We start from the raw sequence: 24,887 nt of genomic DNA, 5'->3' as shown, positions 1-24,887 counted from the left end.
GTGACGGTCGGCGCGCCCGGATACAGAGCGAGGGCCCCGCATTCCGCGGGGCCCTCGACCGGTGGTGGGGAAGGGGGGAGTTGAACCCCCACGTCCTTTCGGACACACGGACCTGAACCGTGCGCGTCTGCCATTCCGCCACTTCCCCGTGGCCTTACCTGGATCAGCGTCATCTGAACCGGACACCACCAGTCGTCGGTGTGCCCCGGCCATGCTACGCGACCCTGTTTACCGCCGCGAATGGCTTTCGCTGCTCGCAGCGGTTACCGTTCGTGGCGGACGAAAGAGTAGCACGACAATCAGAGGCCGTCCGAACAGGCCGCGGCCTGCCGGCCGAGCGGCGTGTGAGCTGCGTGCGCTCTGGACGGATACCATCATGTCCTCGGAACCCGAGGAGGAGCCGGTGAGCGTGCTGCAACGCTTCGAGAAGCGTCTGGAAGGCCTGGTCGAAGGGGCCTTCGCCAAGGTCTTCAAAGGGGTGGTTCACCCCGTGGAGATCCTCAACGCCATGCAGCGGGAGGCCGAGGCACACAAGGCCATCCTCGCTGGTGGGCGCACGTTGGTGCCCAACCGCTACGTGATCGATCTCTCCCCGTACGACCACAGCCGGCTGGCGCCGTACGCCGCCGCGCTGGCCCAGGAGCTGGCCCAGTCGCAGGCGGAGTTCATCGGCGAGCAGGCCTGGACGGTCTACGGAGACGTCATCGTCGAGATCGAGCGCGGTGAAGGACTGGACACCGGGATGTTCCGCGTCACCGCGGAGGTCTACACCGGCGGCGACGTCGCCCCGGTTTCGGCGCCCGGTTACGACGCCGGCCCGTCCGGCTACGACGCCGGCCCGTCCGGCTACGACGCGGGCCCCCCCGGCTACCCGTCCTACGAACAGGGTGGCGGCTACGGTCCGCCCCAGGGACACGGCGGCGGACGCAACATCCGACTGGTCTCCGGCGACGGCCGCACCTATCCGCTACAGATGGGCTCGACCGTGATCGGTCGTGGTGACCAGGCCAACCTGCGCCTGCCGGACGTCGGTATCTCCCGGCGACACGCCCGACTGGACTTCGACGGTGGTCAGGTCGTCCTGACCGATCTCGGTTCGACGAACGGCACCATGGTCAACGGCCAGCGGGTCTCCGCCGTGGCGTTGAACCCCGGTGACATGATCCAGCTCGGCACGACCACCCTGACCTTCCGCGTGGACGGCTGATCCGCCTTGCCGGAACTCGTCATCACCGTCGCCCGGTTCGGTTTTCTCGTCCTGCTGTGGATCTTCGTGTTCACGGTGGTCGGTGTCATCCGCCGGGACCTCTTCGCCGGGGCCCGCTCAGGTCGGCTCGTGGCCGCGCCCCGCGCGGTGGGCGCGTCGACGGGCCAGGCGACGGCCAAGCCGGCTAAGGTGAAGCGGGGGCGGGCGGCACACCAGATGGTGGTGACCGCAGGCCAGTTGGCCGGCACCCGGATCACTCTGGGTGAGGCGCAGATAACGATCGGTCGCGCCGAGGACTCCACCCTCGTCATCACCGACGATTACGCGTCCGCTCGACACGCCCGGCTCGTACCCCGCGACGGGCAATGGTTCGTCGAGGACCTCGGTTCGACTAACGGGACGTACCTGGATCGCGCTAAGGTCACCGGACCAACCCCCGTTCCCCTCGGCGTGCCGATCCGGATCGGCCGCACCTCTCTCGAATTACGGCCATGACTCTGACCCTGCGCTATGCGGCCCACAGCGACCGCGGTCTGATCCGAGACGGTAATCAGGATTCCGTCTACGCCGGGCCGCGGCTACTCGCCGTTGCCGACGGCATGGGCGGTATGGCCGCCGGTGACGTCGCCAGCAACATCGTCATCGGTGCCATGGCGCCACTGGACGAGGACGTCCCGGGCGACGCCCTGGTCGACGCGCTCCGTTCCGCCGTGGGCACCGCCAACCAACAACTCCGCGAGACGGTGGAGGCCAACCCCCAGTTGGAGGGGATGGGCACCACGCTCACCGCGACCCTGTTCTCCGGCAGCAAGCTGGGCATGGTCCACATCGGTGACTCGCGGGCCTACCTGCTGCGCGACGGAGAGTTCGCGCAGATCACCAAGGACGACACCTACGTCCAGATGCTCGTCGACGAGGGCCGGATCAGCCCGGAGGAGGCGAGTAGTCACCCCCAGCGCTCGCTGCTCACCCGGGCATTGGACGGCCGCGACATCGACCCGGAGTACTCCGTCCGGCAGGTGCTGCCCGGCGATCGGTACCTGATCTGTTCCGACGGGCTCTCCGGAGTGGTCAGCGCGGAGACCATCGCCGAAACCATGCGCGAGTACACGGACCCGCAGCAGTGTGTCGAGCGGCTCGTCCAGCTAGCCCTGCGCGGTGGCGGTCCGGACAACATCACCGTGATCATCGCCGACGCCACCGACCGGGACATCGTCGAGGCGGCTCCGATCGTCGGCGGCGCGGCGGCCCGGGACCGGGGGATGGCCACCTCGGCCGACGTCTCCACCCCGGCGGCCCGTGCCTCGGCGCTCTCCGCACCCCGGCCGGCGACGCCCGACGAGTCCAGCGCGAGCAGCGACGACGAGCCGGAGGCACGCCGACGGCCACTGCGTGCGCTCGCGATGACGACCGCCCTGCTGGTGATCGTCGGCGGTGGGGCCTTCGCCGGCTGGAGCTACACGCAGCGTCAGTACTACGTCGGCGCGACGAAGGACGGCCAGGTGGCCGTCTTCCGTGGCATCCAGGGCCAGATCGCCGGGATGGACCTCTCCAACGTGCATTCCGAGAGCGGTGCCCAGTTGGACGATCTCACGCTGGCCGCCCAGGAGCAGGTGAAACAGGGCATCCCGGCCAAGAGCGAGCCGGACGCGGAGCGGCGACTGGCGGAGCTGACCATGGACAGTCCGACCAACGTGAACCTCAAACCGATATGCCCGCCGACACCGAGCCCGACGCCCACGGCGGTGACCACACCGTCCCCGACGCCGAGTGAACCGGCGGAGTCGCCGGGAGTTCCGGCGGGATCGCCGAGCCAGGTGGGCAGCGTCTCGGCGGCACCGCAGGCCGGAGCCACGGGTACGCCGTCCGACGCCACTGCCGTAGCACCGGACAGCACTCCCGACGCGCCTCCGGTCGACACCTTCACGCCCACGGTCGATCCGGCGGCCTGCCGGTCGCCCGAGTAGGCGCCGGATCCCACCCGAGGACGATCGTGACCATAGCGGCCACCCCGGCACCCTCGCCCGCGACCGCAGGCGAGCGGCCCGGCGTACGCATGGCCCGGTCCCGCCGCAACGCCGAACTGTCGCTGCTGCTGCTGGCGATGGCGCTGGTAGCCGCCTACGGGGCGATGGTCGAGGCGAAGGTGCTCGACACGATCACCCCGGGGTTCTGGGTGCCGGCCGCCGCGCTCACCGCCGTGTTCCTCGGCGTGCACCTGGTGATCCGCTTCCTGGCACCCTTCGCCGACCCGGCACTGCTACCGGCAGTGGCCCTGCTCAACGGGTTGGGGGTCGGTTTCCTCCGCCGGCTGGACCTGGCCAAGGCGGCCCCTGAGGAACGAGCTGACCTGGCTATCTTCGCCGGCACCGGCGGTCGTCAGCTCGCCTGGACGCTGATGTCGGTGATCCTCGCCGCTGGCCTGCTCACGTTGATGCGTGACCACCGATCGATCTCCCGGTACGCGTACACCCTGGGCCTGGCGGGCATCGTGCTGGTCATGCTGCCGGCGGTGTTGCCGGCCAGCATTTCCGAGATCAACGGCGCGAAGCTGTGGGTACGCATCGGCAGCTTCTCGATCCAGCCCGGCGAGTTCGCCAAGCTCGCCCTGCTCGTCTTCTTCGCCTACTACCTGGTGCGTAAGCGCGAGGTGCTGTCACTGGCGAGTCACCGGTTCCTCGGCATCGACTTCCCGCGCGGGCGCGACCTCGGCCCGGTACTCGTCGTCTGGGCGATCAGCCTGCTGGTCCTCGTCTTCGAGAAGGACCTGGGCACCTCGCTGCTCTACTTCGGCATGTTCGTGGCCACGGTCTACATCGCCACCGAACGGGTCAGCTGGCTGCTCATCGGCCTGATTCTCTTCTTCGGCGGTGCCTACCTCGCGTACGTGCTCGGTGAGACGGTCGGCGGCCCGTTCGCGAACTTCTACCTTCGGGCACAGATCTGGCTCGACCCGTTCGCCGAGCCCTACGACGACGGGTACCAACTGGTGCAGGGGCTGCTCGCACTCGGCTCCGGCGGGTTGTTCGGTGCCGGCCCGGGCGGCGGCCAGCCGCTGCTGCTGCCGGAGGTGCAGAACGACTTCATCTTCGCCGGCATCGGTGAGGAGATCGGCCTCTTCGGCCTCTCCGCGCTACTGGTGATCTACCTGCTCATCGTCGAGCGGGGTCTGCGGGCCGCACTGGCGGTCCGGGACTCGTTCGGCAAGCTGCTCGCCGGTGGCCTGGCCTTCACCCTCGCGCTCCAGGTCTTCGTGATCGTCGGGGGGATCAGCAAGCTCATCCCGCTCACCGGCCAGACCACCCCGTTCCTCTCCGCCGGAGGCTCATCGCTGATGGCGAACTGGCTCCTCGTCGCGGTGCTGCTGCGCGTCTCCGACGCCGGCCGGCGCCCGGTCGGTGGCTCCGGCGGCACAGTGACCCGCCCCTCCGGTCCGCCAGAGCAGCTGCACGGTGCTCCCACGGAGGTGATCAAGCCGTGAACGCGCCCTTGCGTCGGGTCGGTGTCGTCGTCATCGTCCTGTTCGGTCTGCTCTTCGCCAACCTGAACTGGATCCAGGCATACAAGGCCGACGAGTACCGCACCAGCGACTACAACGGTCGGGTCCAGGTCGCCAAGTACGACCGCAAGAGGGGCAACATCGAGGCCGGTGGCACCGCCCTCGCGGTCAGCAAGGAGACCGACGGCGAGCTGAAGTACCTGCGTACCTATCCGGGCGGCGCGAAGTACGCCCACGTGCTCGGATACGAGCCGGTCAACGGCTCGGCCACCGCCCTGGAGCGCGCCGAGAACGACTTCCTCGCCGGCACCAGCGACCAGCTCATCGTCAACCGGCTGCGGGACATGGTCACCGGCGACACCACCGCCGGCGGCAACGTCCTGCTCACCCTGTCGAAGCGGGCCCAGGACACCGCGTACGACGAGCTGCGTGACAACAACAGGGGAGTGGCCAAGGGCGCTGCAGTCGCCATCGACCCGGCCACCGGGGCGGTGCAGGCGCTCGTCTCCATCCCCAGCTTCGATCCGAACCCGCTGTCCAGCCACAACACCAACGAGGCGACCGCCGCGTACAACAGGCTCGAACAGGATGCGGAACGGCCGCTGCGCAACCGGGCGCTCGACGAGGTGCTGCCCCCGGGCTCCACCTTCAAGATCGTGGTGGCCGCTGCCGCGCTGGAGAACGGGGTCACCAAGGAGACCGAGATCCCGGCCGGGGCGAGCTACACCCCGCCGACCTCCAGCGAGCCGATCGGCAACGCCGCACCGTCGATCTGTCCCGAGTCGAAGGTGACGCTGATGAACGCGGTCACCGAGTCCTGCAACACCGGGTTCGCCAAGCTCGGCGGAGAGCTCGGTCCCGACGTGATCAAGGAGAAGGCCCGGCAGTTCGGGTTCGAGCAGGAGGACCTGACCGTCGGCCGGCTCGGCGAGGGCGGCCTGAGCGTGGCGGCGAGCCGGACCGGCAGCATGGAGAACCCGGACGGCAGCCCCGACCCGGCGGCGCTGGCGCAGTCCTCCATCGGGCAGCGTGACGTGCGGATGACCCCGTTGCAGGGCGCCATGATCGCGGCAGCGGTGGCCAACGGCGGTAGCCAGATGCGGCCGTACCTGGTGCGTCAGCTGTTGGCGCCGGACCGCACCACCGTCTACGACACGGCCAATCCGCGCGAGTTGCGACGGCCGGTGAGTGGTCAGGTGGCTGCCGACCTGCGGGACATGATGGTGAGCGTGGTCGAGAACGGCACCGGCCGGAACGCCCGGATCAACGGCTACACCGTCGGTGGCAAGACCGGTACGGCACAGTCCGCGCCGACCCGCCCCGACCACGGTTGGTTCATCGGCTTCGCGCTCGACTCCGACGGAAAGCCGATCTCCGCCGTCTGTGTCGTCCTGGAGGAGGCCGGCGACGGCGGCAGCGCCGAGGCCGCCCGGATCGCCGGTCAGATCATGCGGGCCGCCATCGCCGACCCCGGGGGGCGTTGACATGCTCAGTCCGGGTGTGCAGCTCGGCAACCGCTACCGGCTCGACGAGCGGATCGCCAGCGGCGGCATGGGCGACGTCTGGCGCGGCACCGACCAGGTGCTCGGTCGTACGGTGGCGGTCAAGAGCCTGCTCCCGGCGTTGCTCGACGAGCCCGGGTTCGCCGAACGGTTCCGCGGCGAGGCCCGCACCATGGCGACGATCAACCACCCGGGGGTGGTCGACGTCTACGACTTCGGCAACGACCAGCACATCGCCTTCCTGGTGATGGAGTACGTCGAGGGTGACCCCCTCTCGGCCACGTTGGGCCGGGTCGGCCGGCTCACCCCGGCACGGACCATGGCGCTTGTCGCCCAGGCTGCCGATGCGTTGCACGCCGCACACGTGAAAGGCATCGTGCACCGGGACGTGAAACCCGGCAACCTGCTGGTCCGTCCCAACGGAACGCTGGTGCTCACCGACTTCGGCATCGCCCGGTCGGACCTGGTCGGGCAACTGACCGCAGCCGGGTCGGTGCTGGGCACCGCGTCGTACATCTCCCCGGAGCAGGCCACCGGCCAGGTCGCCACCCCCGCCTCCGATGTCTACGCCCTCGGCGTGGTCGCCTACCAGTGCCTGGCCGGACGGCGGCCCTTCGAGGGGGACAACCCCCTGGACATCGCGATGCGGCACGTCCGCGAGACCCCCCGGCCGCTGCCCTCCGACATTCCGCCCCAGGTCCGCGCGCTGGTCGAGCGGGCGCTTGCGAAGGACCCCAAGGACCGCTGGCCGAGCGCTGCCACGCTGTCCGGTGCGGCGCGGCAGCTGAAGACGGGGCTGTCCCGGCAGGCCCGGGCCGGCGGGCAGGCCGCGCCGATCTCCGCCGCGCCCGCATCGCCGGCACCCGGCCGAGCGCAGGTTCCGCAGCCGCCACGTCCGGTCACGGCCCCGCACTCTCCGGCTTCCGCGCACCCGCCGGCCGTGGTGCACCGACCGCCGCCGGCTCACCCGCCGGCCGCCCAGCACCGTCCAACGTCGGTCGCCCCGGCCGCCGCCGGCTACCCGCGTGGTGCGGCCACCGTGCCGCCCGGGTACGTTCCGCAGCCCGGGCGGTCGCACCCGGTATCTCGGCGGTCACGATCCGGGATGGTCTTCCTTGCCATCATGGTGGGCGCACTGGTCCTCATCTGCTCCGGCGTGATTTCCTACCAACTGCGGAACTTCGTCGGCGCAGCCACGCCGGGCGGAGCTTCCGTGCCAACGATGACGTCCGACGCGCTGCGGCCTGACGGGCGAGACGATCTGTTCGATACGGCGTACGGTCGGATGGATCAGCCCCGACCGGGCGGCGACGTGACGACGACGAGCGAAGGACGACAGACGCGATGACAGCGCAGGCCCGCCTGCTCGGTGGCAGGTACCAGGTCGGCGAGCTGCTCGGGTACGGCGGCATGGCCGAGGTGCATCGTGGTCGTGACCTGCGGCTCGGTCGGGATGTCGCGATCAAGATGCTCCGCACCGACCTGGCCCGGGACGCCACCTTCCAGATGCGTTTCCGGCGGGAGGCACAGAACGCCGCCTCCCTCAACCATCCGGCCATCGTCGCCGTCTACGACACCGGTGAGGAGCAGGCGCCAACGGGTGAGACGCTTCCGTTCATCGTCATGGAGTTCGTGAACGGACGCACCCTCAAGGAGGTGCTCGGCGCGGAGGGCCGGTTGCAACCCCGGCGGGCGCTGGAGATCTCCGCCGACATCTGCGCCGCGTTGGACTTCAGCCATCGGCACGGCATCATCCACCGTGACATCAAGCCGGGCAACGTGATGCTCACCCAGACCGGCCAGGTCAAGGTGATGGACTTCGGTATCGCCCGGGCGTTGGCCAGCGGCGCCACCACGATGACGCAGACCAGTGCGGTCATCGGCACGGCGCAGTATCTTTCCCCGGAACAGGCGCGCGGGGAGGCGGTCGACGCCCGCTCCGATGTGTACGCCGCTGGCTGTGTGCTTTTCGAGCTGCTCTGCGGGCATCCGCCGTTCGTCGGTGACAGCCCGGTCAGCGTGGCGTACCAGCACGTGCGGGAAGCGCCGCCGACCCCGAGCGACCTGAACCCGGACGTCAACCCGGCGGTCGACGCGATCGTGCTGAAGGCGCTGTCGAAGAACCCGTTGAACCGCTACCAGAGCGCCGGGGAGATGCGGGCTGACGTGCTCCGCGCGGCAGCCGGCCGGCCGGTGCTGGCCACTCCGGTGATGCGCGAGGACGAGACCGTGGCGATGGCTGCGGCCGGTCCGGGCTACCCGTCGACGGGCGCGACGCAGACTCGGCAGATCCCCGCCCGGGTGGGTGATCCACGCCAGCGGAAGGCGTCGTCGTGGCTGATCGCCATGTTCGCCGCGCTCGGTGTGCTCGCGGTGATCGCCTTGGTCGCTGCCCTGCAGTTGGGTGAGCGTGATGAGCCGCAGGACGTCGCGGTGCCGACGGTCACCGGGCTCAGCCAGGCCGACGCGTTCGCTCGGATCGAGCAGGACGGCTTCGTTCCGGCGCGCGATGAGCCGGAGTTCACCTCGGACTGCAAGGAGGGGACGGTCACCAAGCAGTCCCCGCCACCCGGCGAGCGAGCCGCACCGAATAGCACGGTGAGCGTACGCATCTGTGGCGGTAAGCCCGAGGTGACCATCCCACCCGGTCTTGTCGGCAGCACCCGGGAGAGTGCCGAGACGCAGCTGGAGAACCTCAAACTCGAGGTGAAGATCGAGGAGGCCGACAACTCGGCATCCGAGGGGCAGGTGCTGAAGGTAGACCCGCCCTCCGGTGAGAAGGTCGCGGAGGGTACCGAGATCATCCTGACCGTCTCGAAGGGCAACGTCGTAGCGGTGCCGTCGGTGGTCGGTCTGTCCGAGGATGAAGCCAAGCGAACGCTGGAACGCGCCGGCTTCGACGTCGACACCGACCTGGGTCCGGAGGTCCCCGCCGATCAGGCTGGGCGGGTGGTCGACCAGAACCCGAACGCCAATACCGAGCGGACGAAGGGCAGCACGGTGAAGATCATCGTGTCGGTGCCGGAGCCGGACGAGGACCCGGACCCGCCGAGCCAGACGCCGCCGACCACCGGTGCTCCCACCACGCCGCCGCCGGATGGAGACGACGACGGTGGGGGCGGCGGCGGCTCCGTTCTGCCTACCCCGCCGTTCCGGCTTTCCAGAGAATGACGGTCTGGTCCCGGAACGTCAGTCTTGCCGCACCATGTGCCTGATCGGGACTGAGGCAGCACCGACCGATCCAGGATCGAGACCCTGGTGATGCCGTCCCGAGTCGCGCTGCTCGGCGCCATCGTGGTGGTGCTTCTGCTGCTCTTCCCGATCGAGATCAGGGTGGCCGGCAACCACGAGGGGGCCACCTGCGGCAACACCCTGGCGATGGACCTCGACCGCTGGGTGGACTCCGCGGACGGGCCGTACCGTGATCGGGCCTTCCAAGCGTGCACCGCCAAGCGGATCGACCGGATCGCACAGGCCGTCGGCGTAACGGCGTTGACGGTCCAGGCCGGGACGCTCCTGATCACCCGGGACCTACGCCGGGGCGGAGCGGAGCATCCCGATTCCTGACCCTCCAGAGTGGGTTCGAAAAGGCATGGCCTTCTCAAATACGCTCAGGTGATGGCGAAGGCGGCGCGGCGGCGGGCATCGACCTCGGCGGCCAGTTCCGGGGCGCGTTCCAGCGCCTGCGGGTGGCCGCAGGCGGCGAGCCAGTTGGCCAGCATCAGGTGACCGCCCTCGGTGAGCACCGACTCGGGGTGGAACTGGACGCCCTCGATCGGCACGGTGCGGTGTCGCATCGCCATCACGATCCCGGAGGCGGTCCAGCCGGTCACCTCCAACTCGGCCGGCAGAGTTTCCCGCAGCACGGCGAGCGAGTGGTATCGGGTCGCCGTGAAGGGGTCAGGCAGCCCGGCGAGGACGCCGGTGCCGTCGTGGCGGACCTCCGAGGTCTTGCCGTGCAGCAACTCCGGAGCGCGGTTGACCGTCGCACCGAACGCCTCGCCGATGGCCTGGTGACCCAGGCAGACCCCGAAGATCGGCAGTTTGCCGGCGTACTCGCGGATCACGTCGAGGCAGATGCCGGCGCGGTCGGGTGCGCCCGGACCCGGCGAGAGCAGGACGCCAGCCACGCCGACCCGGCCAACCTCGGCCACCTCGATCTCGTCGTTGCGTCGTACCTCGCACTCGACGCCGAGCTGGCCGAGGTACTGCACCAGGTTGAAGACGAACGAGTCGTAGTTGTCGATCACCAGGACGCGCATCGGGCTCACTCGTCCTCGTCCGGCGGCGGAGTGTTGTTCCGGTCGGTGTCGTACGGCAGGTCGTGCTCGTCGCCCGGCGGGGCGTCGTCGACCGCGTCGTCGTCCCCGGGCCCGAAGTCGCCGTCCGGTGCGTCCGGTACGCCGGAGTCGTCCTGGGTGACCTGCACGTCGTCGAAGGGAAGCAGCGGTTCCGCCCAGGGAAACACCACGTACCACAGCAACGCCACCATGGTGGTGGCGAGCAGCAGGCTGCCGGCGAGCTTGCCGGGCAGCCCGAAGGGCAGCTTGCGCCAGATCCAGGCGTACATCGTCAGGTCCCCAGCTCCGCCGGGCGCCCCTCGGCCTTCGGCTGGGTACGCGTCAACTCGGCGTGAATGATCAACCGCTCGTAGTTGTCGAACTTCGGGTTGCAGGTGGTCAGGGTCAGCATCCGCTTGGTCGGCTTCACGCCCGGTCGGCCCGGCACCGGAGCCACCACCTCGACCTGCGTCGGCTTGACGACGAGACTCTCGGTCACCTGGTAGACGTACCACTCGGTGCGGCCCTCGACCACGATCGGGTCACCCCCACTCAGCTCGTCCAGTCGCCAGAAGGTGGCCCGGTTCCGGTGTCCGGCCACGGAGAAGTTGCCCACCTGGCCCGGGTCTGCGCTGTCCGGGTAGTGCCCCGGCGCGTACCGGATGTCCTGCTGCCCGACGCCCTCGACCACGACCCATTCCTTGTCGAGTTTGGGGATGTAGAGGCCAGCGATCGGTGTGCCCTGCACTGCCGGTTGCGGCTTGGTGGACGGGCTCGCTGACGCTGACACCGTCGGATCCGTCACCGGATCCGGCGCCCAGGCCTGGGCCAGTTGCTCGCTGAGCTCACCCTGGTGGGCGTCGACGATCGCCGACTTGCCCCAGATCTCGTAGCCGGCGAAGAGCAGCACCACCAGACCGAAGGTGATCAGAAGTTCACCGCTGAACCGGAGACCGGTACGTACCCGGGACCACAGAGACGGTCGGGTCAGCTCCGAGTAGACGCTCTTGTAGCCCTCCTCCGTCTGGTGGGGGCGAAGCTGCACCACCCGGTCGCCGCGTCGTGGCTTCGGCGCCTCGGCAGGCGGATCGGAATCGCCGGACGGTGCCCCGCTCCTCGGGGGCCGGGGTACGGCACCCATCAGGGCGGTGGAGTCCAGGGCGGGCACGGCCCTCGGTCCAGCTCCGGTGACCGTCGGGATGATGGCGGTGGCCGCCGGGTCGGCCAATCGGCGCGACTGACCGGGGGCGGTGTCGGCCGGGGTGACGCTGGTCGGCTCCGTGCCCCGACGGCTGTTTGCCGGGCCGGCGCGGTCGTCGACCTTCGGTATCAACGTGGTAGGCCCGTCGCCGGACCAGTCGAATTTGCCGGGTGTCGGGTACGGCGAGCCGTTCGCCGCAGTTCTGCCCGGATCTGCCTGGCCGGGACGCGGATGGTTCGGTGTCGACCTGTCCTGGTCCGCCTGTGCCGGTCGCGTTGCCGGGGTCGGCTGGAAGGCGCCGTGCCACGGCGTAGGCCCCACCGGAATGTCCGGTTGACTCGACGGGAGGGGTACGCCGTGCCACTTGTCGGTGTTCCCGGTGCCCTGTTGCCGGCTGGCGGCGTCATGTGCCGGAGCGGAGTCCCCTTGCTTCGTCACACGGGCGGGATCAGCCTGCTGCTCGCTCGGTGTCAGGGCCGGCGGTGGTGGATCCCATCGGCCGGAGACGGCGGGCGGGGCGGTTTCCGCGGTGCCGTCGAAGCGGCCCGAGTTGGTTGGCCGTTGGCTTTCCGGCGCGCGGGCGCCGGCTGCGACCTGATCGGAGGGACGTGGAGTTGCTGCTGGTGACCTGCCTGGGGGTGCCTGTGCGGGACCGGACCGGGTGGGCAGCACCGGGTCCGGCCAGGTTTGGGGCGCACGGGTGCCGGCCGATGCGTCCCGTTCGATCCTGGGTAGGAGGGCGGTGGGCTCGTCGGCCTGGTCGCGGTGCCGACCGTCGGAGTGCGCGTTCATCGTGGGCTCATCGCGGCACCGCCGGCACCGTCGCCGAGCGCAGGGTGGTGGAGTCCTCGAAGGCGGGCACCGTGACGGTGCCGGAGGTCTCTGAGTAGCCGAGCTGGTAGTTGTTCACCGCGTCCCTGAACCACCGGACTCCCTCGGAAACGGCGAGGGCCTGCCGGAGTGCGGCGGGATCGCCAATTGCCACGATCTTGAAGGGTGGGGAGTACACCCGGCCGTGCAACAGCAGGGTGTTACCCACGCAGCGTACCGCGCTGGTCGCCAGGACACGTACGTTCATGATTGACATCGCCTCGGCTCCGCCGGCCCAGAGCGCGTTGACCACCGCCTGTACGTCGCCCTGATGGACGACGAGGTCGTCGTTCGAGGCGCCTTCGGGCAGCTTGCTGAGCTGCGGTGCGTCGTTGAGCTCGACGGTCAGACCGGAGCCGGTCAAGGCGGTGAAGCCGGCGGCGGTCCGGCTGGCGTCGGCCCGCTGCTGCTGTTCGCGGATCGGGCCGTCGGAGTTGGCGAGGACGGCCGTCCGATCTTCCAACTCGCCGCGGAGCGTGGCGGCCCGCTTCTCGTTCGCCGCCACCTGCTCGCGGCGGTCCTCGATCAACTCGGTCAGTTGGGGTCGGCGGTCCTCGCGCAGCGCGGTACCCCCGGCCGTGGTGGCCGTCGTGGTGAAGAGCAGACCGGCGGCCAGGGCGATGAGCGGTACACCGACCGACCAGAGCGGCCGATGTTGACGTGGCCGCCGAGGAAGTAACCCGGCGACGAGTCGTCGCAGCGCCTTCTGCCACGACGCTGCACCGGAGGTGTACTCCACGGTCCTGTCCCCTTCGTCGTTGCGCTCCGACGCCGCCCGGTGCGGGGGTGTAGCCCCGGGCGTGCGGTCTTGTTTTCCGATGCTGCCCGGTACCTGTCTCACCTCATTCGTGGATCGGACGGGTCTTCCGGACTACGCTAGCTGTCGAACATTATTGGCCATGGACCGTCGCCCTCGCGCCCGGTTGTCAGGCCGGACGAGGTCGTAACCCCTCTGGAGAGCGCCGTGCCCAAGTCTCAGGTCCGCAAGAAGAAGGTGTACACCCCGCCTACGGACGTCCGCCCGACGGCGACGACTGCGGCGACCAACAAGCCGAGCCCGGTGTGGCTGCCGGTCCTGGCGGTGTCGCTTATCGTCTTCGGCATCGGTTGGCTGGTGGTCTACTACCTCTCCGAGCAGGAGTACCCGGTCATGGAGCTGGGTTACTGGAATCTCGCGGTCGGGTTCGGCGCCATGGTCGCCTCACTGATCGTGCTCTCCCGCTGGCGCTGACCCGCAGCGCGGCGCCCGTCTGTCTGGCAGGGCCGGCGGCCCCACGGTGTTCAGCTGTCGCCGGTCTCCTAAGGTGTGCGCAGGGCAGCGCAGCCCGTGGTTGCGAGATGACTCACGTTACTGCTGGGTAACCTTGCGCGTAGGCTGCACTGCATGACCGAGCGGAGTGAGGTCATCGACCGATCGGGTCAGGTGCGGCGTCGGGTCGGACGTCGGCACCGACAGCCCCGGTGGCCGAGCCGCTCGACAGGCAGCAGACCGGGAGGCCAACTCGATGGGCAGCGTCCAGATCGTCACCACGATCCTAGCGGCCGCCATCACCGCCGTTGCGGTGTGGCTTGCGGTGCGCGCGGTCTCGAAGATGGTGGCCGTCATCCGGCTGGGTCAGCCCGACCCGACCCGGTCCGGTGACCGGGCCCGCCGCACCAGGACCATGCTGGCGGAGACCGCGGGGCACACCCGGATGCTTCGCTGGAGCGTGGTCGGCGCGGCGCACTGGTTCGTGATGGTCGGCTTCGTCGTGCTGTCGCTACTGGTGCTCGAGGCGTACTTCGAGGTGGTGTCACCGACCGGCGGGCTGCCGCTGGTCGGCGGATGGACGCTGTACGGTCTGGTCACCGAGTTGATCGGCATTCTGGGTGTGATCGGCATCGGTGTCCTGATCGCGATCCGGCTGGCGAACCGGCCGAACCGGGCAGGGCGCCGGTCGCGGTTCACCGGCTCCACCATGTGGCAGGGCTACTTCGTCGAGGCGGTCGTCCTCGCCGTACTCGTCATGGGTTTTCTGATCCGTGGTTTCAAGGTGGCCACCGACCACTTCGAGTACCCCACGTGGGCTACGCCGCTGAGTCACGCGGTCGGTGCCCTGCTGCCGGCCTGGGAGTCCGGCGTCAGCGTCGCCGCGCTCGTCAAGATCTCGATCTCGATGACCTGGGTCATCGTCATCTCCCTGAACGTGACGATGGGCGTCGCCTGGCACCGCTTCCTCGCCTTCCCCAACATCTTCTTCAAGCGCAAGCCCGGTGGCGCCGGCTCCGGCCTCGGCGCACTGCGGCCGATGATGAGCGACGGCAAGCCGCTCGACTTCGAGGAGGCCGATCCGGAGAAGGACCAGTTCGGAGTCGCCCAGGTCGAGCAGTTCACCTGGAAGGGGCTGCTGGACTTCAGCACCTGCACCGAGTGCGGCCGCTGTCAGTCACAGTGCCCTGCTTGGAACACCGGCAAGCCGCTGTCGCCGAAGCTGCTGGTGCTCAGCCTGCGTGACCATGCCTACGCCAAGGCGCCCTACCTGCTGGCCGGTGGGGGCAAGGACCTCACCGGTGAGGAGAAGGCCACCGTCGCGCAGCTCGCCCACGTCGACGTGCTGGCCCTCGCCGAGGCGGAGAAGCCACTTGTCGGCGACGCCGAGGCCGGCGGTGTCATCGACCCTGACGTTCTCTGGTCCTGCACCACCTGCGGCGCCTGCGTGGAGCAGTGCCCGGTGGACATCGAGCATGTCGACCACATCGTCGACATGCGTCGCTACCAGGTGCTGATCGAATCCAGCTTCCCCTCCGAGGCCGGCGTGATGCTGCGTAACCTGGAGAACAAGGGCAACCCGTGGGGCGCGCCGCAGAACACCCGCGAGGACTGGACCAAGGGGCTCGAATTCGAGGTCCCCCGCGTCGGTGAGGTCTCCGACTTCGAGTACCTCTTCTGGGTGGGCTGCGCGGGCGCGTTCGAGGACCGGGCAAAGAAGACCACTAGGGCCGTCGCGACCCTGCTCAACGAGGCAGGTGTCTCCTTCGCGATCCTCGGTGAGGGGGAGACCTGCTCCGGCGACCCGGCCCGACGGATCGGCAACGAGTTCGTGTTCCAGATGCTCGCCCAGCAGAACGTCGAAACCCTCAACGAGGCGTTCGAGGGTCGGGAGAAGGCCAAACGCAAGATCGTCGCGACCTGTCCGCACTGCTTCAACACCCTGGGCAACGAGTACGGGCAACTGGGCGGTGAGTTCGAGGTGGTGCACCACACCCAACTGCTGGCCCACCTGGTCTCCGCCGGCAGGCTCACCCCGGTCCAGCCGGTCGACGGCGGGGTGACCTACCACGATCCGTGTTACCTGGGCCGGCACAACCGGGTCTTCACCCCGCCGCGTGAGGTGCTCGGCAGCGCGATCGAGGGCGGGTTGACCGAGATGCCACGTAACAGCGAACGTTCTTTCTGCTGTGGCGCCGGTGGGGCCCGCATGTGGATGGAAGAGCGCATCGGCAAGCGAATCAACGTGGACCGGGTCGAGGAGGCCATGTCCACCGGGGCGAGGACCGTCGCCGTCGGCTGTCCGTTCTGTTCGACGATGCTCACCGACGGAGTGAACGGCAAGGGCGCCGGCGAGCAGGTCGAGGTCGTCGACGTGGCAAGTGTCCTGCTCCGGTCGGTCAAACCCGCAGGGGTCGGCGGCGCCGAGGAGAGTGCGCCGGTCGCCGGCTGACCAGCTCGTACGCATCGGACGGTGCGGCACCCCAAAGGTGTCGCTCCGTCCGCTCTTGTATTGGCGTAGATAACTGTAACGAATCGGCGGACACCCTTTGTGTGCGTGCCGTCGCGCAGACGTGAATGAGCCGTTGGTCGCCTTGATTCCTCACCTACCGTTCCCTAATGTTGGGCACCGACCGCCATGGGTCGTCTGTCCCCGCCCCTTTCCGCTCGCGGGACGCCTGGCGGTCGGTCGCAAAGGAGACGCTGCCGGTGGCTACCATGCCCCTCCATCGTCGCGCGCCGGGACGATCCCGTCCGGGTGGTCTGCGTAGGGCTACCCGTGGGCTGGTCGTCCTCGTCGCCGCCGCCGCGGTCGGTGCCGGCCTGCTCGCCGCCCCCGCGTACGCCGAGCCCTCGGTCGACGAGATCGAAGCTCAGATCGACAAGCAGTGGCAGAAGCTGGAACCCACCATCGAGCAGTACAACAAGGTGCGTTCCCAGCTGCGGGTCAATCGTGAGAAGTCGAAGACCCTGGAGAAGAAGATCCAGCCGCTGGCCCTCGAGACCGAGCTGGCGATGAACCGAGTGGCAGATCTCGCCTCCCGGTACTACATCACCGGCCCGTCCAAGGAGGTCGGTGTCGTACTGCTCAACTCGAAGCCGAACGAACTCGGCGAGCAGATGGTCTTCCTCGACCGGCTCGCCTCGCAGGAGCGTCGCGAGCTCGAGGGCGTGATGAAGATCCGCAAGAAGTACGACGACGAGAAGACCAAGCTGGACGCCCTGATCGCCGACCAGGAGACGAAGGAGAAGCAGCTGGCGGCGAAGAAAAAGCAGATCGACGCGGAGATCAAGCGGCTGGAGCAGTCGCTTCCGGTGACCACGGTGAGGACCACCAACTGCCCGACCATCAACGGCGTGGTCAGCGACGCCGCGCGCACGGCCATCCGCACGGCCTGCGCCCAGGTCGGCAAGCCCTACGTGTGGGGAGCCACCGGCCCGAACTCGTTCGACTGCTCCGGTCTGACCCAGTACGCGTACCGGGCGGCCGGCATCTACCTCACCCATTTCACGGGTGCCCAGTGGAACGAGGGCAAGGCGGTCTCCCGCACCGATGCGCGTCCCGGTGATCTCGTCTTCTTCCGCAGCGACGTGAGTCACGTCGGGCTCTACTTGGGCAACAACCAGATGGTCCATGCGCCGAGAGCCGGTAAGCCGGTGAACGTCTCGCCCATCACGACGATGCCGGTAGCGGGCTTCCGCCGACCCGGCTGATCCGTCTCGCGCCGCTGAGCGGTCGCGCAGGAACACCCGAGGGCCCCCGGTCAAGTCGACGGGGGCCCTCGCTGCTGTCGGATCTCGACACACACAGTCACGGCGTGGCTCTGTTGCGTATCGACTTCGATCGTCCCTACGCTGGGCAATCGTCGACCGCTGGCAGCTCCGCCCAGCCCGGGCGGTAACGGTCCGACACCGCCGCATCGCTCGTGGACGAGCCGGAGAACAGGTCCGGTTGAGTTCGTGCCGGTCACGACAGGGCGCGCCGAACCCGTCAGCTGACCGGTGCACGGTACCCGTAGAAGGAGTGCTCAGTCCGGTGGCAGACCATGCCCTGCGGCCTCCGTCACCGCGGTCGGGTAGACCCCGCCGACCGACGGTTGCGCCGCCTCCCAGCTGGTACCGCTGCATCCTTGCCGCCCTCTCCGCGACCGCCGTGCTGCTTGCCGGCGGCGTGACGGCGGTCCGGGCCGACCCTACGGTCGCCGACGTCGAGCGGCAGATCGACGAGGACTGGAACCGGCTCGAACCCGTCATCGAACAGCACAACGCCACCCGGCAGGATCTGGCCGGCAAGCGGCGGGAGGCGGACGCACTGGCCGCCCGGATCGCGCCCCTGCAGAGCCAGGTGGACGAGGCCATGGACCGGGTCGGCAAGCTGGCCGTCCGCGCCTACAAGGGCGAACAGGTGCGGGCCGTCAACACGTTGCTCGGCAGCGGGTCGCCGAGCAGGGCCGTCGAGCAGCTCGTCCTGCTCGACCGGTACGCCCGCGTCCAGCAGCAGGATGTCCGGCACGCGAGCGAACTACGTGACGAACTCGCCGCCGCCAAGGTGAGGGTGGACCGTGCCATCGCTCAGCTGACCGGCACCGAAGCCGATCTCGCGGATCAGCGGCGACGGATCGACGCCGAGATCGACCGGTTGCAGCGGCTCCGGCTGCGGGCGTACGGAAAGGGAGGTGGTGGCCCTCTGCGGCCAGCGCCCTGCCCAGCCAGTTATCCGGGCGGACCGGCCGGCGAGGCGGTCAGTTTCGCCTGCGCCCAGATAGGAAAGCCCTACTCCTGGGGCGCCGAAGGGCCCAACGCGTACGACTGTTCCGGGCTGACGCTCGCCGCCTGGTCGCGGGCCGGGGTCGTACTGCCGCACAATGCGGCGAGGCAGCGTCGAGCCACCACGGCGGTCGGTCGCGGCGCGCTGCGCCCCGGTGATCTGGTCTTCTACTACCGGGACCTGCACCATGTCGGCATGTACGTCGGCGGTGGCTGGGTGGTGCACGCCTCCCGGGCTGGTCAGCCGGTCAGGATGAAGCAGCTGGACAGCAGCCCCGTGCACAGCTTCGGCCGGCCTGGCTGACCCCGGGGGCGTTCAGCGGATGGGCCAGGTGCGCCAGCTCTGCCAGGCACGACTCGGTGTCGGGCCGCGCTGACCCTGGTAGCGGGAGCCGTAGACAGCCGATCCGTACGGGTGCTCGGCTGGTGAGGAGAGTCGGAAGATGCAGAGCTGCCCGATCTTCATGCCGGGCCAGAGGGTGATCGGCAGGTTGGCCACGTTGGAAAGTTCCAGGGTGACGTGGCCGGAGAAGCCGGGGTCGATGAAGCCGGCCGTGGAGTGGGTGAGCAGGCCGAGTCGTCCCAGGCTGGACTTGCCTTCGAGGCGGCCGGCGAGCTGGTCGCCGAGCGAGATGACTTCCAGCGTCGAAGCGAGCACGAACTCCCCCGGGTGCAGCACGAACGCCTGACCGTCGGGGACCTCGACGGCGGAGGTCAGGTCGTCCTGACGCGTGGCCGGGTCGATGTGGGTGTAGAGGTGGTTGTTGAAGACCCGGAACAACTTGTCCAGACGCACGTCGATGCTGGAGGGCTGCACCAGGGTGGGCTCGAAGGGTTCGAGCGCCAGGGTGCCCGCTTTGATCTCGGAGACCAGGTCGCGGTCGGAGAGCAGCATCGCCACACCATAGCTGCCGGTGTGCGACACGCGTGTCGGACTACCCGGTTCGAACGCGTGTTCGATAGGATGTCGACATGGCTTCCTGGTCCGAATTCGCCGCTGACGAGCCCCGACTCGCCGACGGGATCCGCCTTCTCATGCAGCAGTACGGCCCGGGCTTCGGTTACCTGGCCACGGTCCGCGCCGACGGCGGGCCCCGGGTGCACCCGGTCTCCCCGGTCATCACCGATGACGGTCTCTACTGTTTCGTCATCGACTCACCGAAGCGGCGCGACCTCGAACGCGACGGCCGGTACGCACTGCATTCGTTTCCGCCGGAGGAGAGCGACGACGAGGCGTACGTCGCCGGGCGGGCCCGGCCCGTCACGGATGACGCCACTGTCGCGCGGCTGGCCCTGGCCGCGCGGGCCGCGCCGCACGCCGACTGGAGCCTTTTCGAGTTCACGGTCGACGTGGCGATGCTGGCCCACCGTGAGCAGTCCGTGGGTGGCCCGAGCGAGCTGGTGTCCGGTCCCGCCGTCCAGGTGTGGCTCGACCCGGCCGGCGCCACACCGCAGGCCGCCCGCCCGGTGCCGACCCGTCTGGGAAGGCGCCACAGCCGCGCCGCCTGACCGACCGTCGCAGGTGCCAGCACCCATCCCACGGAGCTGGCACCTGCGGGTACGTGCACTGCGGCAGAGTTACGCCGCACGATAGGCGTTCCACGCATTGATCATGCGGGTGGCCTGGCCGGAGGTGAACTGGTACATGCAGGAGTCGTACGAGTAGTCCATGAAGTTGGTGATCGGGTCCAGGCCGGAGCTGGAGCAGGTGTCCCGGCCGGTGGGGCAGCCGCTGGCCGGCGAAGCCTCAGCAGGGGTGTCCGCGACCTGGTCACCGCTGCCTGAGCAGCCGCCCTGGAAGGTGTGGTAGAGGTTCAGCCAGTGGCCGACCTCGTGGGTGCCCGTGTCGCCCTGGTTATAGTTGGTGGCGGTTCCGCCGGGCAGCGATTCGCTGAGCACGACCACGCCGTCCATCACGTTGAGGCTTCTCTGCGGGAAGGTTGCCCAGCCGAGCAGGCCGTTGCTGAGCGCACCGAGGTAGACGTTGAGCGTCGACTTCGTGCCCTGGCGCAGCTGGGTCTTCATCTGCCGCTCGGCCGTCGAGCCCTGCCGGATCGGATACCACGACGAGTTGGTCACCCGGTTGATGCTCTGCAGTTGGAACGCGAAGGCGGTGGCGGCGCCACCCGTCGCACCGCTGAACGACTGGTTCAGCACGCTGATCTGGGACTGGATCATCGAGTCGGGGATGTTTCCGCCGGCTCGGGTCGTGTCCCGTCGGATCACGTGTACCACCACCGGGATGGTGACCGTGGCCACCGCAGCCTGGGTGTTCAGCATGCGTTGGCCGACTCGCTTGGCTCGTTCCTGCAGGATGTCAGCGAACTCGGCCTCGCGCTGGTGCACCTGGGCGATGGTCAACTGGTTCGGATCGTGTGTGGCGGCGCCGCCGCCCTTGGCCCGGGCCAGGGTGCCCGTCTGGTCGTCACACACCTCGTCGGCGGTGACGGCCGCCGACGGGGCAGCGGTCGTGGTGGCGGCCGGCAGCAGGCCGATCGTGGCCACGCCGAGCGCCAGCGCGAGCGACGTCGATGCCATGCCGGCCACGCGCCGGTTCAGCAGGACGGGACGCAGTCCCATATGCCCACCTCTTTCTGGCGACGCGACCGGGGTTGTGTCGCGTCGTGCGGAAAACGTGGGGCAGACGTTACAACATATAGACAGATTTGAACATGGCCATATGTAGCGGCGACGAAACTTGTCGCACCCGCGACCGGATGGACCCTGGATGCGTCACCGCGGGTGGCTCGGGTAGAGTGATCCCGCTTGCGGGTGTAGTTCAATGGCAGAACATCAGCTTCCCAAGCTGACAGTGCGGGTTCGATTCCCGTCACCCGCTCCAGTGCATCGCAGCAGTTCACAGCCCTGCGAAACGGTCCGCCCATCGAACGCCTTCGATGGGCGGACCGTTTTTGCTGGCGGATTGTTGGGTAACGGGCTGCTTACCCAAGGTGGCGGCGTGGAACGACCGCCGCCGCCGCTTCCGCCGCCGTCTTGCCCACCGTCCCGATCAGGTGTCCGTAGGTGTCGCTGGTCAGACCTATCCGGGAGTGCCCAGCCGTTTCGAGATCACGGCGATGTCGACACCAGCTTCGATGTGCAGCGACGCCGCTCCGTGCCGGAGGTGATGGAGCGGCACCTCGGGCAGCCCCATGCGGCGAGTAAGCCGTTTGAAGGTGGTGTACGCCAGTTGCGGATCGAGGGGCGAGCCGTCTTCCCTCGTGAAGGCCAGGTTATCGGTGTCGCGGTAGGCGCGTCCGAGCGCGAGCCTCTCCTTCACCTGCTGTCGTCGCCACGCTCGCAGGACGGCGATGGTGGCCACATCGACATCGATGGTGCGGTCCTCGCCGTCCACAGTCTTGGGCCGGACGCGGTAGGGGAGCGGCTTGCTCTGCTTCTCGGCCGCTCGTGCCTTGCGGTAGTTGAGGTCCGTGATCTGCCAGGCGATCGTTACCAGCCCAGCGTCAAGGTCAACATCGTCCCAACTGAGTCCGCACAGCTCCCCTCGACGCATCCCCGTGAACGCGGCGAGGTGAAACAGCGGGTATAGCCGCTCACCCCCAATCGCGTCGAGCCAGGCGCCGAGCTGTTCAGGGCTCCATGGCTTCACCCGGCGACGGGTTTCCCGGGGCAGCTCGGCGAGGGTGGCGACGTTGCGTGAGACTTCCTGCGCTCGCACCGCCGCGTTGAGCGCCGATCGCAAGGTCGAGTGAACCCGTAGGGCGGTGGACGCGCTGAACGGCCGGAGGAGACGACTTTCTTCGGCTTGACGGGCCGCTTCCTGCCTGCCGCCTTGCGCTTCTCGTCGGCGATGGCCGCCTCTTCGGCGTACCGGGCCCTGAGTTCCTTCGCGGCCTTGATCGCCTTGTCGCGATCGGCCCGGATGGTGCGCAGCGTGTTGGTGACGTGCTGAGGGTGCAGGTCGGTAAGCTTCAGGTGACCGATCGCCGGGATCCAGTAGCTCTCGACGTGCCGGCGGTAGTCGACGACCGTGCCGTCTCGGAGACCGCGTACCTCTTCCTGGTTGACGAGCCAGTCACGGAGCCAGGTGGCTACCGTGATCTTGCCGTCCTGCGGTAGAAGGCCGTTGCGGTACTCGGTGAGCACGGCGTCCCGGGCGTCGAGGGCGTCCTTGCCGGTCGGGTATCCGCCCTTGGTCCTTCGCTTCCGCTTGCCGGTGGCGTCGGCGGGAAGCTCGATGTCGTACGCCCACTTGTGGCCCCTCTTGCAGCCGATCGGGGGGCAGTCCTTGGCGCATCGCTGGAACACGCCGGGGATCGGACGGCCCCTATGTACATAAGGTCGGTTCACTGTTCCTCCATCGACGGGGCAACCAGTGGTCGCCTGCGGGCGCCTACTCGCCGTCGTCGGGCTCGTGGTCATCGATGCCGAGCGCGGCGAGCAGGTCAGCGCGCCGCACGATCAACTTCCGCCCGATCCGCAACGGGGTGATGGGAAGCTGGCCCGCTTTCCACGCCCGGTACGCCGCACTGCGGCTGATCCCGAACGCCCGGGGTACCACCGGGTCGAACGGGAACGTGACCGGTAGGGACCGTAGGGTCGCGGGCGTCATCCCACCGCCGTCATGGTCAGCCGGATTGATCGACATGCGCGGCGTCCATGGACGGCCCGCCTCGTCGTGGTCGTCAAGCCTGCCGGTGCCGGTCACCTGCCCATCCCCAAGGGCTCGGACGGGAGCCGCAGGATGATCACGTCCTCGTGCTGGTGGATCCATTGCGGGTCGCCGGTGGCGATGGCGTCGCCAACGTTCTTGATCTGGAAGAACGAGGCCCGGGGCACGAGTACGCCGTCGCGGACGCCGGCCATGAGGGCGACGCATTCCTCGACGAGTTCCAGTCTGGCGGCCTGTCCGTCGGTGACGGCCATGCCGGGGATGTCGATGAGTTCGCCGTGGCGTCGGTAGGGGCGGGCGGTGATGACGATGTGTCCGCCGGGGCGTAGGACGGTTCGGCAGCCGGTGAGGATGTCGGTGAATCCGGTGGCGAGGGTGTCGTGGTCTCGGTAGGCGAGGTTGTCGCTGTTCCCGTACCGGTGGTGGATCTTGCGGACTTTGCCGCGTCGTGGTCCGGGGGTGCGGACGTGTCCGTGGGTGGATGATTTGTACGGCGGTGAGGTGACGACGAGGGCAACCCGGCCGCGCACCGAATGTGGCAGTAGCGATGGGAGGCGGCGGGAGTCGCCGGTGTAGACCTCCCCTGGTCCGGTGGCGCCCTGCTTCGCAGCGAGGGCGATGTTGACCGCCGCGAGGGCCGCCCACCGGTGCTCGTATTCGACGCCGACGCCGACGCCGACGCCGACGCCGACGCCGTGACGGCCGAGGTGCATGGCCTCGACCACGGTGGTGCCGATACCGGCCATCGGGTCGAGCACCACATCGCCGGGGTCGGTGTAGGTGTTGATGGCGTATCGGGCGATGGTGGGCAGCATCTTGCCTGGGTGGGTGATCGACTCGGGGGTGTAGCGGCCCTTGCGTAGTTCCCGGAAGGGCTGCTGGCCGATCAGCCACACCGAGCCTGGGAAGCCTTGCGCGAGCATCCGGGCCGTCGCGGCGATCGGCCCGCAACGCGCCGACCAGATCGTCGATCGGCTGCCCTCACGGTCATGGAACCGCCGCTCCGGCGGAACCGGCGCCAAGGGCGAACGGTTCTACGACTGGGCGTTGCTGCCGATCATCCCGCCCGACGACGAGACCGCGGGTCATCGTTGGCTGCTGGTCCGCCGACGCATCCGCGATGGTGAGCTGGCTTTTCTACCGCTGCTGGGCGCCGAAGCCGGTACCGCTGCCGGTTTTGGTACGTGTCGCGGCCACCAGGTGGGCGATCGAGGAAACCTTCCAGTCGTCGAAGGCCACCGTTGGTCTCGACCAACCCCAGGTCCGCCGATGGGGCTCCTGGTACCGCTACATCACCCTGGCATGCTCGCCCACGCGATCCTGACCGTGATCGCCGCCCGCGAGCGGGCCACACCATCCGACGAGCCGGATCTGATCCCACTGACCGTCGCGGAGGTCCGCCGCCTGTTCGCCAAGCTCATCGCCAACCCTGTGCCCACGATCAACGACTACCTGGCCTGGTCAATGGCGACGACGCCACCAGTACCGAGCCAAGACCAGCCACTACCACCGTCAACACCGACGACTCCATCAACACCCGTCTACATAACGATCCCGGGCTGGAGTACTAGCCGCAGCCATCGACCTGCGCAAAGTTGAGGCACAAGCGTTCGCGGCCTTCGTGCGGCAGAGCCGGAAGGCTGAGCATCCGGCGCCCACCCTGACGCCTTCCGGGCCGC

24 protein-coding genes and 2 tRNA genes are annotated in these 24,887 nt (G+C 68.8%); 15 read left to right on the top strand and 11 right to left on the bottom strand.

All coding sequences use genetic code 11. The annotated features are described in order from the left end of the window. Positions 1-62: 62 nt before the first annotated feature. Positions 63-148 (bottom strand) — tRNA-Leu (locus HCA58_RS06180). 228 nt (positions 149-376) lie between these two features. Here HCA58_RS06180 and HCA58_RS06175 point away from each other — a divergent pair. The 8 genes from HCA58_RS06175 (at position 377) to HCA58_RS06140 (ending at position 9,775) form a co-directional block, all read left to right on the top strand. Then, positions 377-1,207, top strand: a complete 831-nt coding sequence (locus tag HCA58_RS06175) for a DUF3662 and FHA domain-containing protein (RefSeq protein WP_169596791.1) — start codon at positions 377-379, stop codon at positions 1,205-1,207. A gap of 6 nt (positions 1,208-1,213) precedes the next feature. Next, entirely contained in the window at positions 1,214-1,702 is a 489-nt protein-coding gene (locus tag HCA58_RS06170) for an FHA domain-containing protein (protein ID WP_169596790.1), read from the top strand. After that, positions 1,699-3,174, top strand: coding sequence for a PP2C family serine/threonine-protein phosphatase (locus HCA58_RS06165; protein ID WP_169596789.1), 1,476 nt, complete (start codon positions 1,699-1,701; stop codon positions 3,172-3,174). Before HCA58_RS06170 ends, HCA58_RS06165 begins: the two co-directional genes overlap by 4 nt. Positions 3,175-3,200: 26 nt before the next feature. Further along, entirely contained in the window at positions 3,201-4,688 is a 1,488-nt protein-coding gene (locus HCA58_RS06160) for an FtsW/RodA/SpoVE family cell cycle protein (protein WP_169596788.1), read from the top strand. Continuing rightward, positions 4,685-6,190: a penicillin-binding transpeptidase domain-containing protein gene (locus tag HCA58_RS06155; protein ID WP_169596787.1), complete on the top strand. Its 1,506-nt coding sequence runs from the start codon at positions 4,685-4,687 to the stop codon at positions 6,188-6,190. Before HCA58_RS06160 ends, HCA58_RS06155 begins: the two co-directional genes overlap by 4 nt. 1 nt (position 6,191) lies before the next feature. Then, positions 6,192-7,556 (top strand): serine/threonine-protein kinase, encoded by a 1,365-nt coding sequence (locus HCA58_RS06150; protein ID WP_169596786.1) that lies wholly within the window; start codon positions 6,192-6,194, stop codon positions 7,554-7,556. Then, positions 7,553-9,379, top strand: a complete 1,827-nt coding sequence (gene pknB / locus HCA58_RS06145) for a Stk1 family PASTA domain-containing Ser/Thr kinase (protein ID WP_169596785.1) — start codon at positions 7,553-7,555, stop codon at positions 9,377-9,379. Before HCA58_RS06150 ends, pknB begins: the two co-directional genes overlap by 4 nt. A gap of 87 nt (positions 9,380-9,466) precedes the next feature. Further along, positions 9,467-9,775: a hypothetical protein gene (locus HCA58_RS06140; protein ID WP_169596784.1), complete on the top strand. Its 309-nt coding sequence runs from the start codon at positions 9,467-9,469 to the stop codon at positions 9,773-9,775. Between the two features lie 44 nt (positions 9,776-9,819). Here the strand turns inward: HCA58_RS06140 and HCA58_RS06135 are convergent, their stop codons facing one another. From HCA58_RS06135 to HCA58_RS06120, 4 genes are read right to left on the bottom strand one after another with little or no spacing between them, the layout of a single operon-like run. After that, entirely contained in the window at positions 9,820-10,470 is a 651-nt protein-coding gene (locus HCA58_RS06135; protein WP_169596783.1) for an aminodeoxychorismate/anthranilate synthase component II, read from the bottom strand. Positions 10,471-10,475: 5 nt separating this feature from the next. After that, positions 10,476-10,778, bottom strand: coding sequence for a hypothetical protein (locus HCA58_RS06130; protein ID WP_169596782.1), 303 nt, complete (start codon positions 10,776-10,778; stop codon positions 10,476-10,478). A gap of 2 nt (positions 10,779-10,780) precedes the next feature. Then, positions 10,781-12,481, bottom strand: a complete 1,701-nt coding sequence (locus HCA58_RS06125) for a class E sortase (protein ID WP_169596781.1) — start codon at positions 12,479-12,481, stop codon at positions 10,781-10,783. 7 nt (positions 12,482-12,488) lie between these two features. Further along, entirely contained in the window at positions 12,489-13,298 is an 810-nt protein-coding gene (locus tag HCA58_RS06120; RefSeq protein ID WP_169596780.1) for a DUF881 domain-containing protein, read from the bottom strand. A 225-nt stretch (positions 13,299-13,523) separates the two neighbouring features. Here HCA58_RS06120 and HCA58_RS06115 point away from each other — a divergent pair, with 225 nt between their 5' ends. The 4 genes from HCA58_RS06115 to HCA58_RS06100 all read left to right on the top strand — a co-directional run bounded on the left by HCA58_RS06115 (position 13,524) and on the right by HCA58_RS06100 (position 18,879). Next, complete coding sequence (locus HCA58_RS06115; RefSeq protein ID WP_093409169.1) at positions 13,524-13,790, top strand: cell division protein CrgA; 267 nt, start codon at positions 13,524-13,526, stop codon at positions 13,788-13,790. Between the two features lie 274 nt (positions 13,791-14,064). Beyond that, positions 14,065-16,260 (top strand): (Fe-S)-binding protein, encoded by a 2,196-nt coding sequence (locus HCA58_RS06110; protein WP_169596779.1) that lies wholly within the window; start codon positions 14,065-14,067, stop codon positions 16,258-16,260. Between the two features lie 251 nt (positions 16,261-16,511). Continuing rightward, on the top strand, positions 16,512-17,522 hold the full coding sequence (locus HCA58_RS06105) for a C40 family peptidase (RefSeq protein ID WP_240955626.1): 1,011 nt from the start codon (positions 16,512-16,514) through the stop codon (positions 17,520-17,522). A gap of 322 nt (positions 17,523-17,844) precedes the next feature. After that, on the top strand, positions 17,845-18,879 hold the full coding sequence (locus tag HCA58_RS06100) for an NlpC/P60 family protein (RefSeq protein WP_169596778.1): 1,035 nt from the start codon (positions 17,845-17,847) through the stop codon (positions 18,877-18,879). A gap of 12 nt (positions 18,880-18,891) precedes the next feature. On the opposite strand, the gene dcd is transcribed toward HCA58_RS06100, so the two are convergent. Then, the gene (dcd, locus tag HCA58_RS06095; RefSeq protein WP_169596777.1) at positions 18,892-19,470 is read right to left on the bottom strand and encodes a dCTP deaminase; all 579 of its coding nucleotides are present in this window, start codon (positions 19,468-19,470) and stop codon (positions 18,892-18,894) included. 77 nt (positions 19,471-19,547) lie between these two features. On the opposite strand from dcd, the gene HCA58_RS06090 reads away from it, so the two are divergent. Further along, positions 19,548-20,084: a pyridoxamine 5'-phosphate oxidase family protein gene (locus HCA58_RS06090; RefSeq protein ID WP_169596776.1), complete on the top strand. Its 537-nt coding sequence runs from the start codon at positions 19,548-19,550 to the stop codon at positions 20,082-20,084. Between the two features lie 69 nt (positions 20,085-20,153). Here the strand turns inward: HCA58_RS06090 and HCA58_RS06085 are convergent, their stop codons facing one another. Next, positions 20,154-21,155 carry a zinc metalloprotease gene (locus HCA58_RS06085; protein WP_169596775.1) on the bottom strand — a complete coding sequence of 334 codons (1,002 nt, stop codon included), beginning with the start codon at positions 21,153-21,155 and terminating at the stop codon, positions 20,154-20,156. Between the two features lie 188 nt (positions 21,156-21,343). Here HCA58_RS06085 and HCA58_RS06080 point away from each other — a divergent pair. Beyond that, positions 21,344-21,417 (top strand) — tRNA-Gly (locus HCA58_RS06080). Between the two features lie 198 nt (positions 21,418-21,615). Here the strand turns inward: HCA58_RS06080 and HCA58_RS06075 are convergent. From HCA58_RS06075 to HCA58_RS06060, 4 genes are all read right to left on the bottom strand, one after another. Next, on the bottom strand, positions 21,616-22,185 hold the full coding sequence (locus HCA58_RS06075; protein ID WP_169596774.1) for a site-specific integrase: 570 nt from the start codon (positions 22,183-22,185) through the stop codon (positions 21,616-21,618). After that, positions 22,182-22,844 (bottom strand): Arm DNA-binding domain-containing protein, encoded by a 663-nt coding sequence (locus tag HCA58_RS06070; RefSeq protein WP_169596773.1) that lies wholly within the window; start codon positions 22,842-22,844, stop codon positions 22,182-22,184. Before HCA58_RS06070 ends, HCA58_RS06075 begins: the two co-directional genes overlap by 4 nt. Positions 22,845-22,929: 85 nt before the next feature. Then, positions 22,930-23,244: a helix-turn-helix domain-containing protein gene (locus tag HCA58_RS06065; RefSeq protein WP_205807740.1), complete on the bottom strand. Its 315-nt coding sequence runs from the start codon at positions 23,242-23,244 to the stop codon at positions 22,930-22,932. Beyond that, positions 23,241-24,131, bottom strand: coding sequence for a DNA methyltransferase (locus tag HCA58_RS06060; RefSeq protein ID WP_169596984.1), 891 nt, complete (start codon positions 24,129-24,131; stop codon positions 23,241-23,243). Before HCA58_RS06060 ends, HCA58_RS06065 begins: the two co-directional genes overlap by 4 nt. Positions 24,132-24,255: 124 nt before the next feature. On the opposite strand from HCA58_RS06060, the gene HCA58_RS06055 reads away from it, so the two are divergent. Then, entirely contained in the window at positions 24,256-24,807 is a 552-nt protein-coding gene (locus HCA58_RS06055) for a hypothetical protein (RefSeq protein WP_169596772.1), read from the top strand. Positions 24,808-24,887: the final 80 nt, after the last annotated feature.

The sequence above is a fragment of the Micromonospora sp. HNM0581 genome, from assembly GCF_012726175.1.
Taxonomy (GTDB): domain Bacteria; phylum Actinomycetota; class Actinomycetes; order Mycobacteriales; family Micromonosporaceae; genus Micromonospora.
The sequence above is the reverse complement of the archived record's forward strand: the minus strand, read 5'-3'. Positions and strand labels throughout refer to the sequence as shown.

What these genes read in the sequence shown, in the direction of transcription:
- HCA58_RS06175 (WP_169596791.1), top strand. Translation starts at nt 377, where the DNA reads ATGTCCTCGGAACCCGAGGAGGAGCCGGTGAGCGTGCTGCAACGCTTC.
- HCA58_RS06165 (WP_169596789.1), top strand. Translation starts at nt 1,699, where the DNA reads ATGACTCTGACCCTGCGCTATGCGGCCCACAGCGACCGCGGTCTGATC.
- HCA58_RS06150 (WP_169596786.1), top strand. Translation starts at nt 6,192, where the DNA reads ATGCTCAGTCCGGGTGTGCAGCTCGGCAACCGCTACCGGCTCGACGAG.
- pknB (WP_169596785.1), top strand. Translation starts at nt 7,553, where the DNA reads ATGACAGCGCAGGCCCGCCTGCTCGGTGGCAGGTACCAGGTCGGCGAG.
- HCA58_RS06135 (WP_169596783.1), bottom strand. Translation starts at nt 10,470, where the DNA reads ATGCGCGTCCTGGTGATCGACAACTACGACTCGTTCGTCTTCAACCTG.
- HCA58_RS06130 (WP_169596782.1), bottom strand. Translation starts at nt 10,778, where the DNA reads ATGTACGCCTGGATCTGGCGCAAGCTGCCCTTCGGGCTGCCCGGCAAG.
- HCA58_RS06125 (WP_169596781.1), bottom strand. Translation starts at nt 12,481, where the DNA reads ATGAACGCGCACTCCGACGGTCGGCACCGCGACCAGGCCGACGAGCCC.
- HCA58_RS06110 (WP_169596779.1), top strand. Translation starts at nt 14,065, where the DNA reads ATGGGCAGCGTCCAGATCGTCACCACGATCCTAGCGGCCGCCATCACC.
- dcd (WP_169596777.1), bottom strand. Translation starts at nt 19,470, where the DNA reads ATGCTGCTCTCCGACCGCGACCTGGTCTCCGAGATCAAAGCGGGCACC.
- HCA58_RS06090 (WP_169596776.1), top strand. Translation starts at nt 19,548, where the DNA reads ATGGCTTCCTGGTCCGAATTCGCCGCTGACGAGCCCCGACTCGCCGAC.
- HCA58_RS06085 (WP_169596775.1), bottom strand. Translation starts at nt 21,155, where the DNA reads ATGGGACTGCGTCCCGTCCTGCTGAACCGGCGCGTGGCCGGCATGGCA.
- HCA58_RS06060 (WP_169596984.1), bottom strand. Translation starts at nt 24,131, where the DNA reads ATGCTCGCGCAAGGCTTCCCAGGCTCGGTGTGGCTGATCGGCCAGCAG.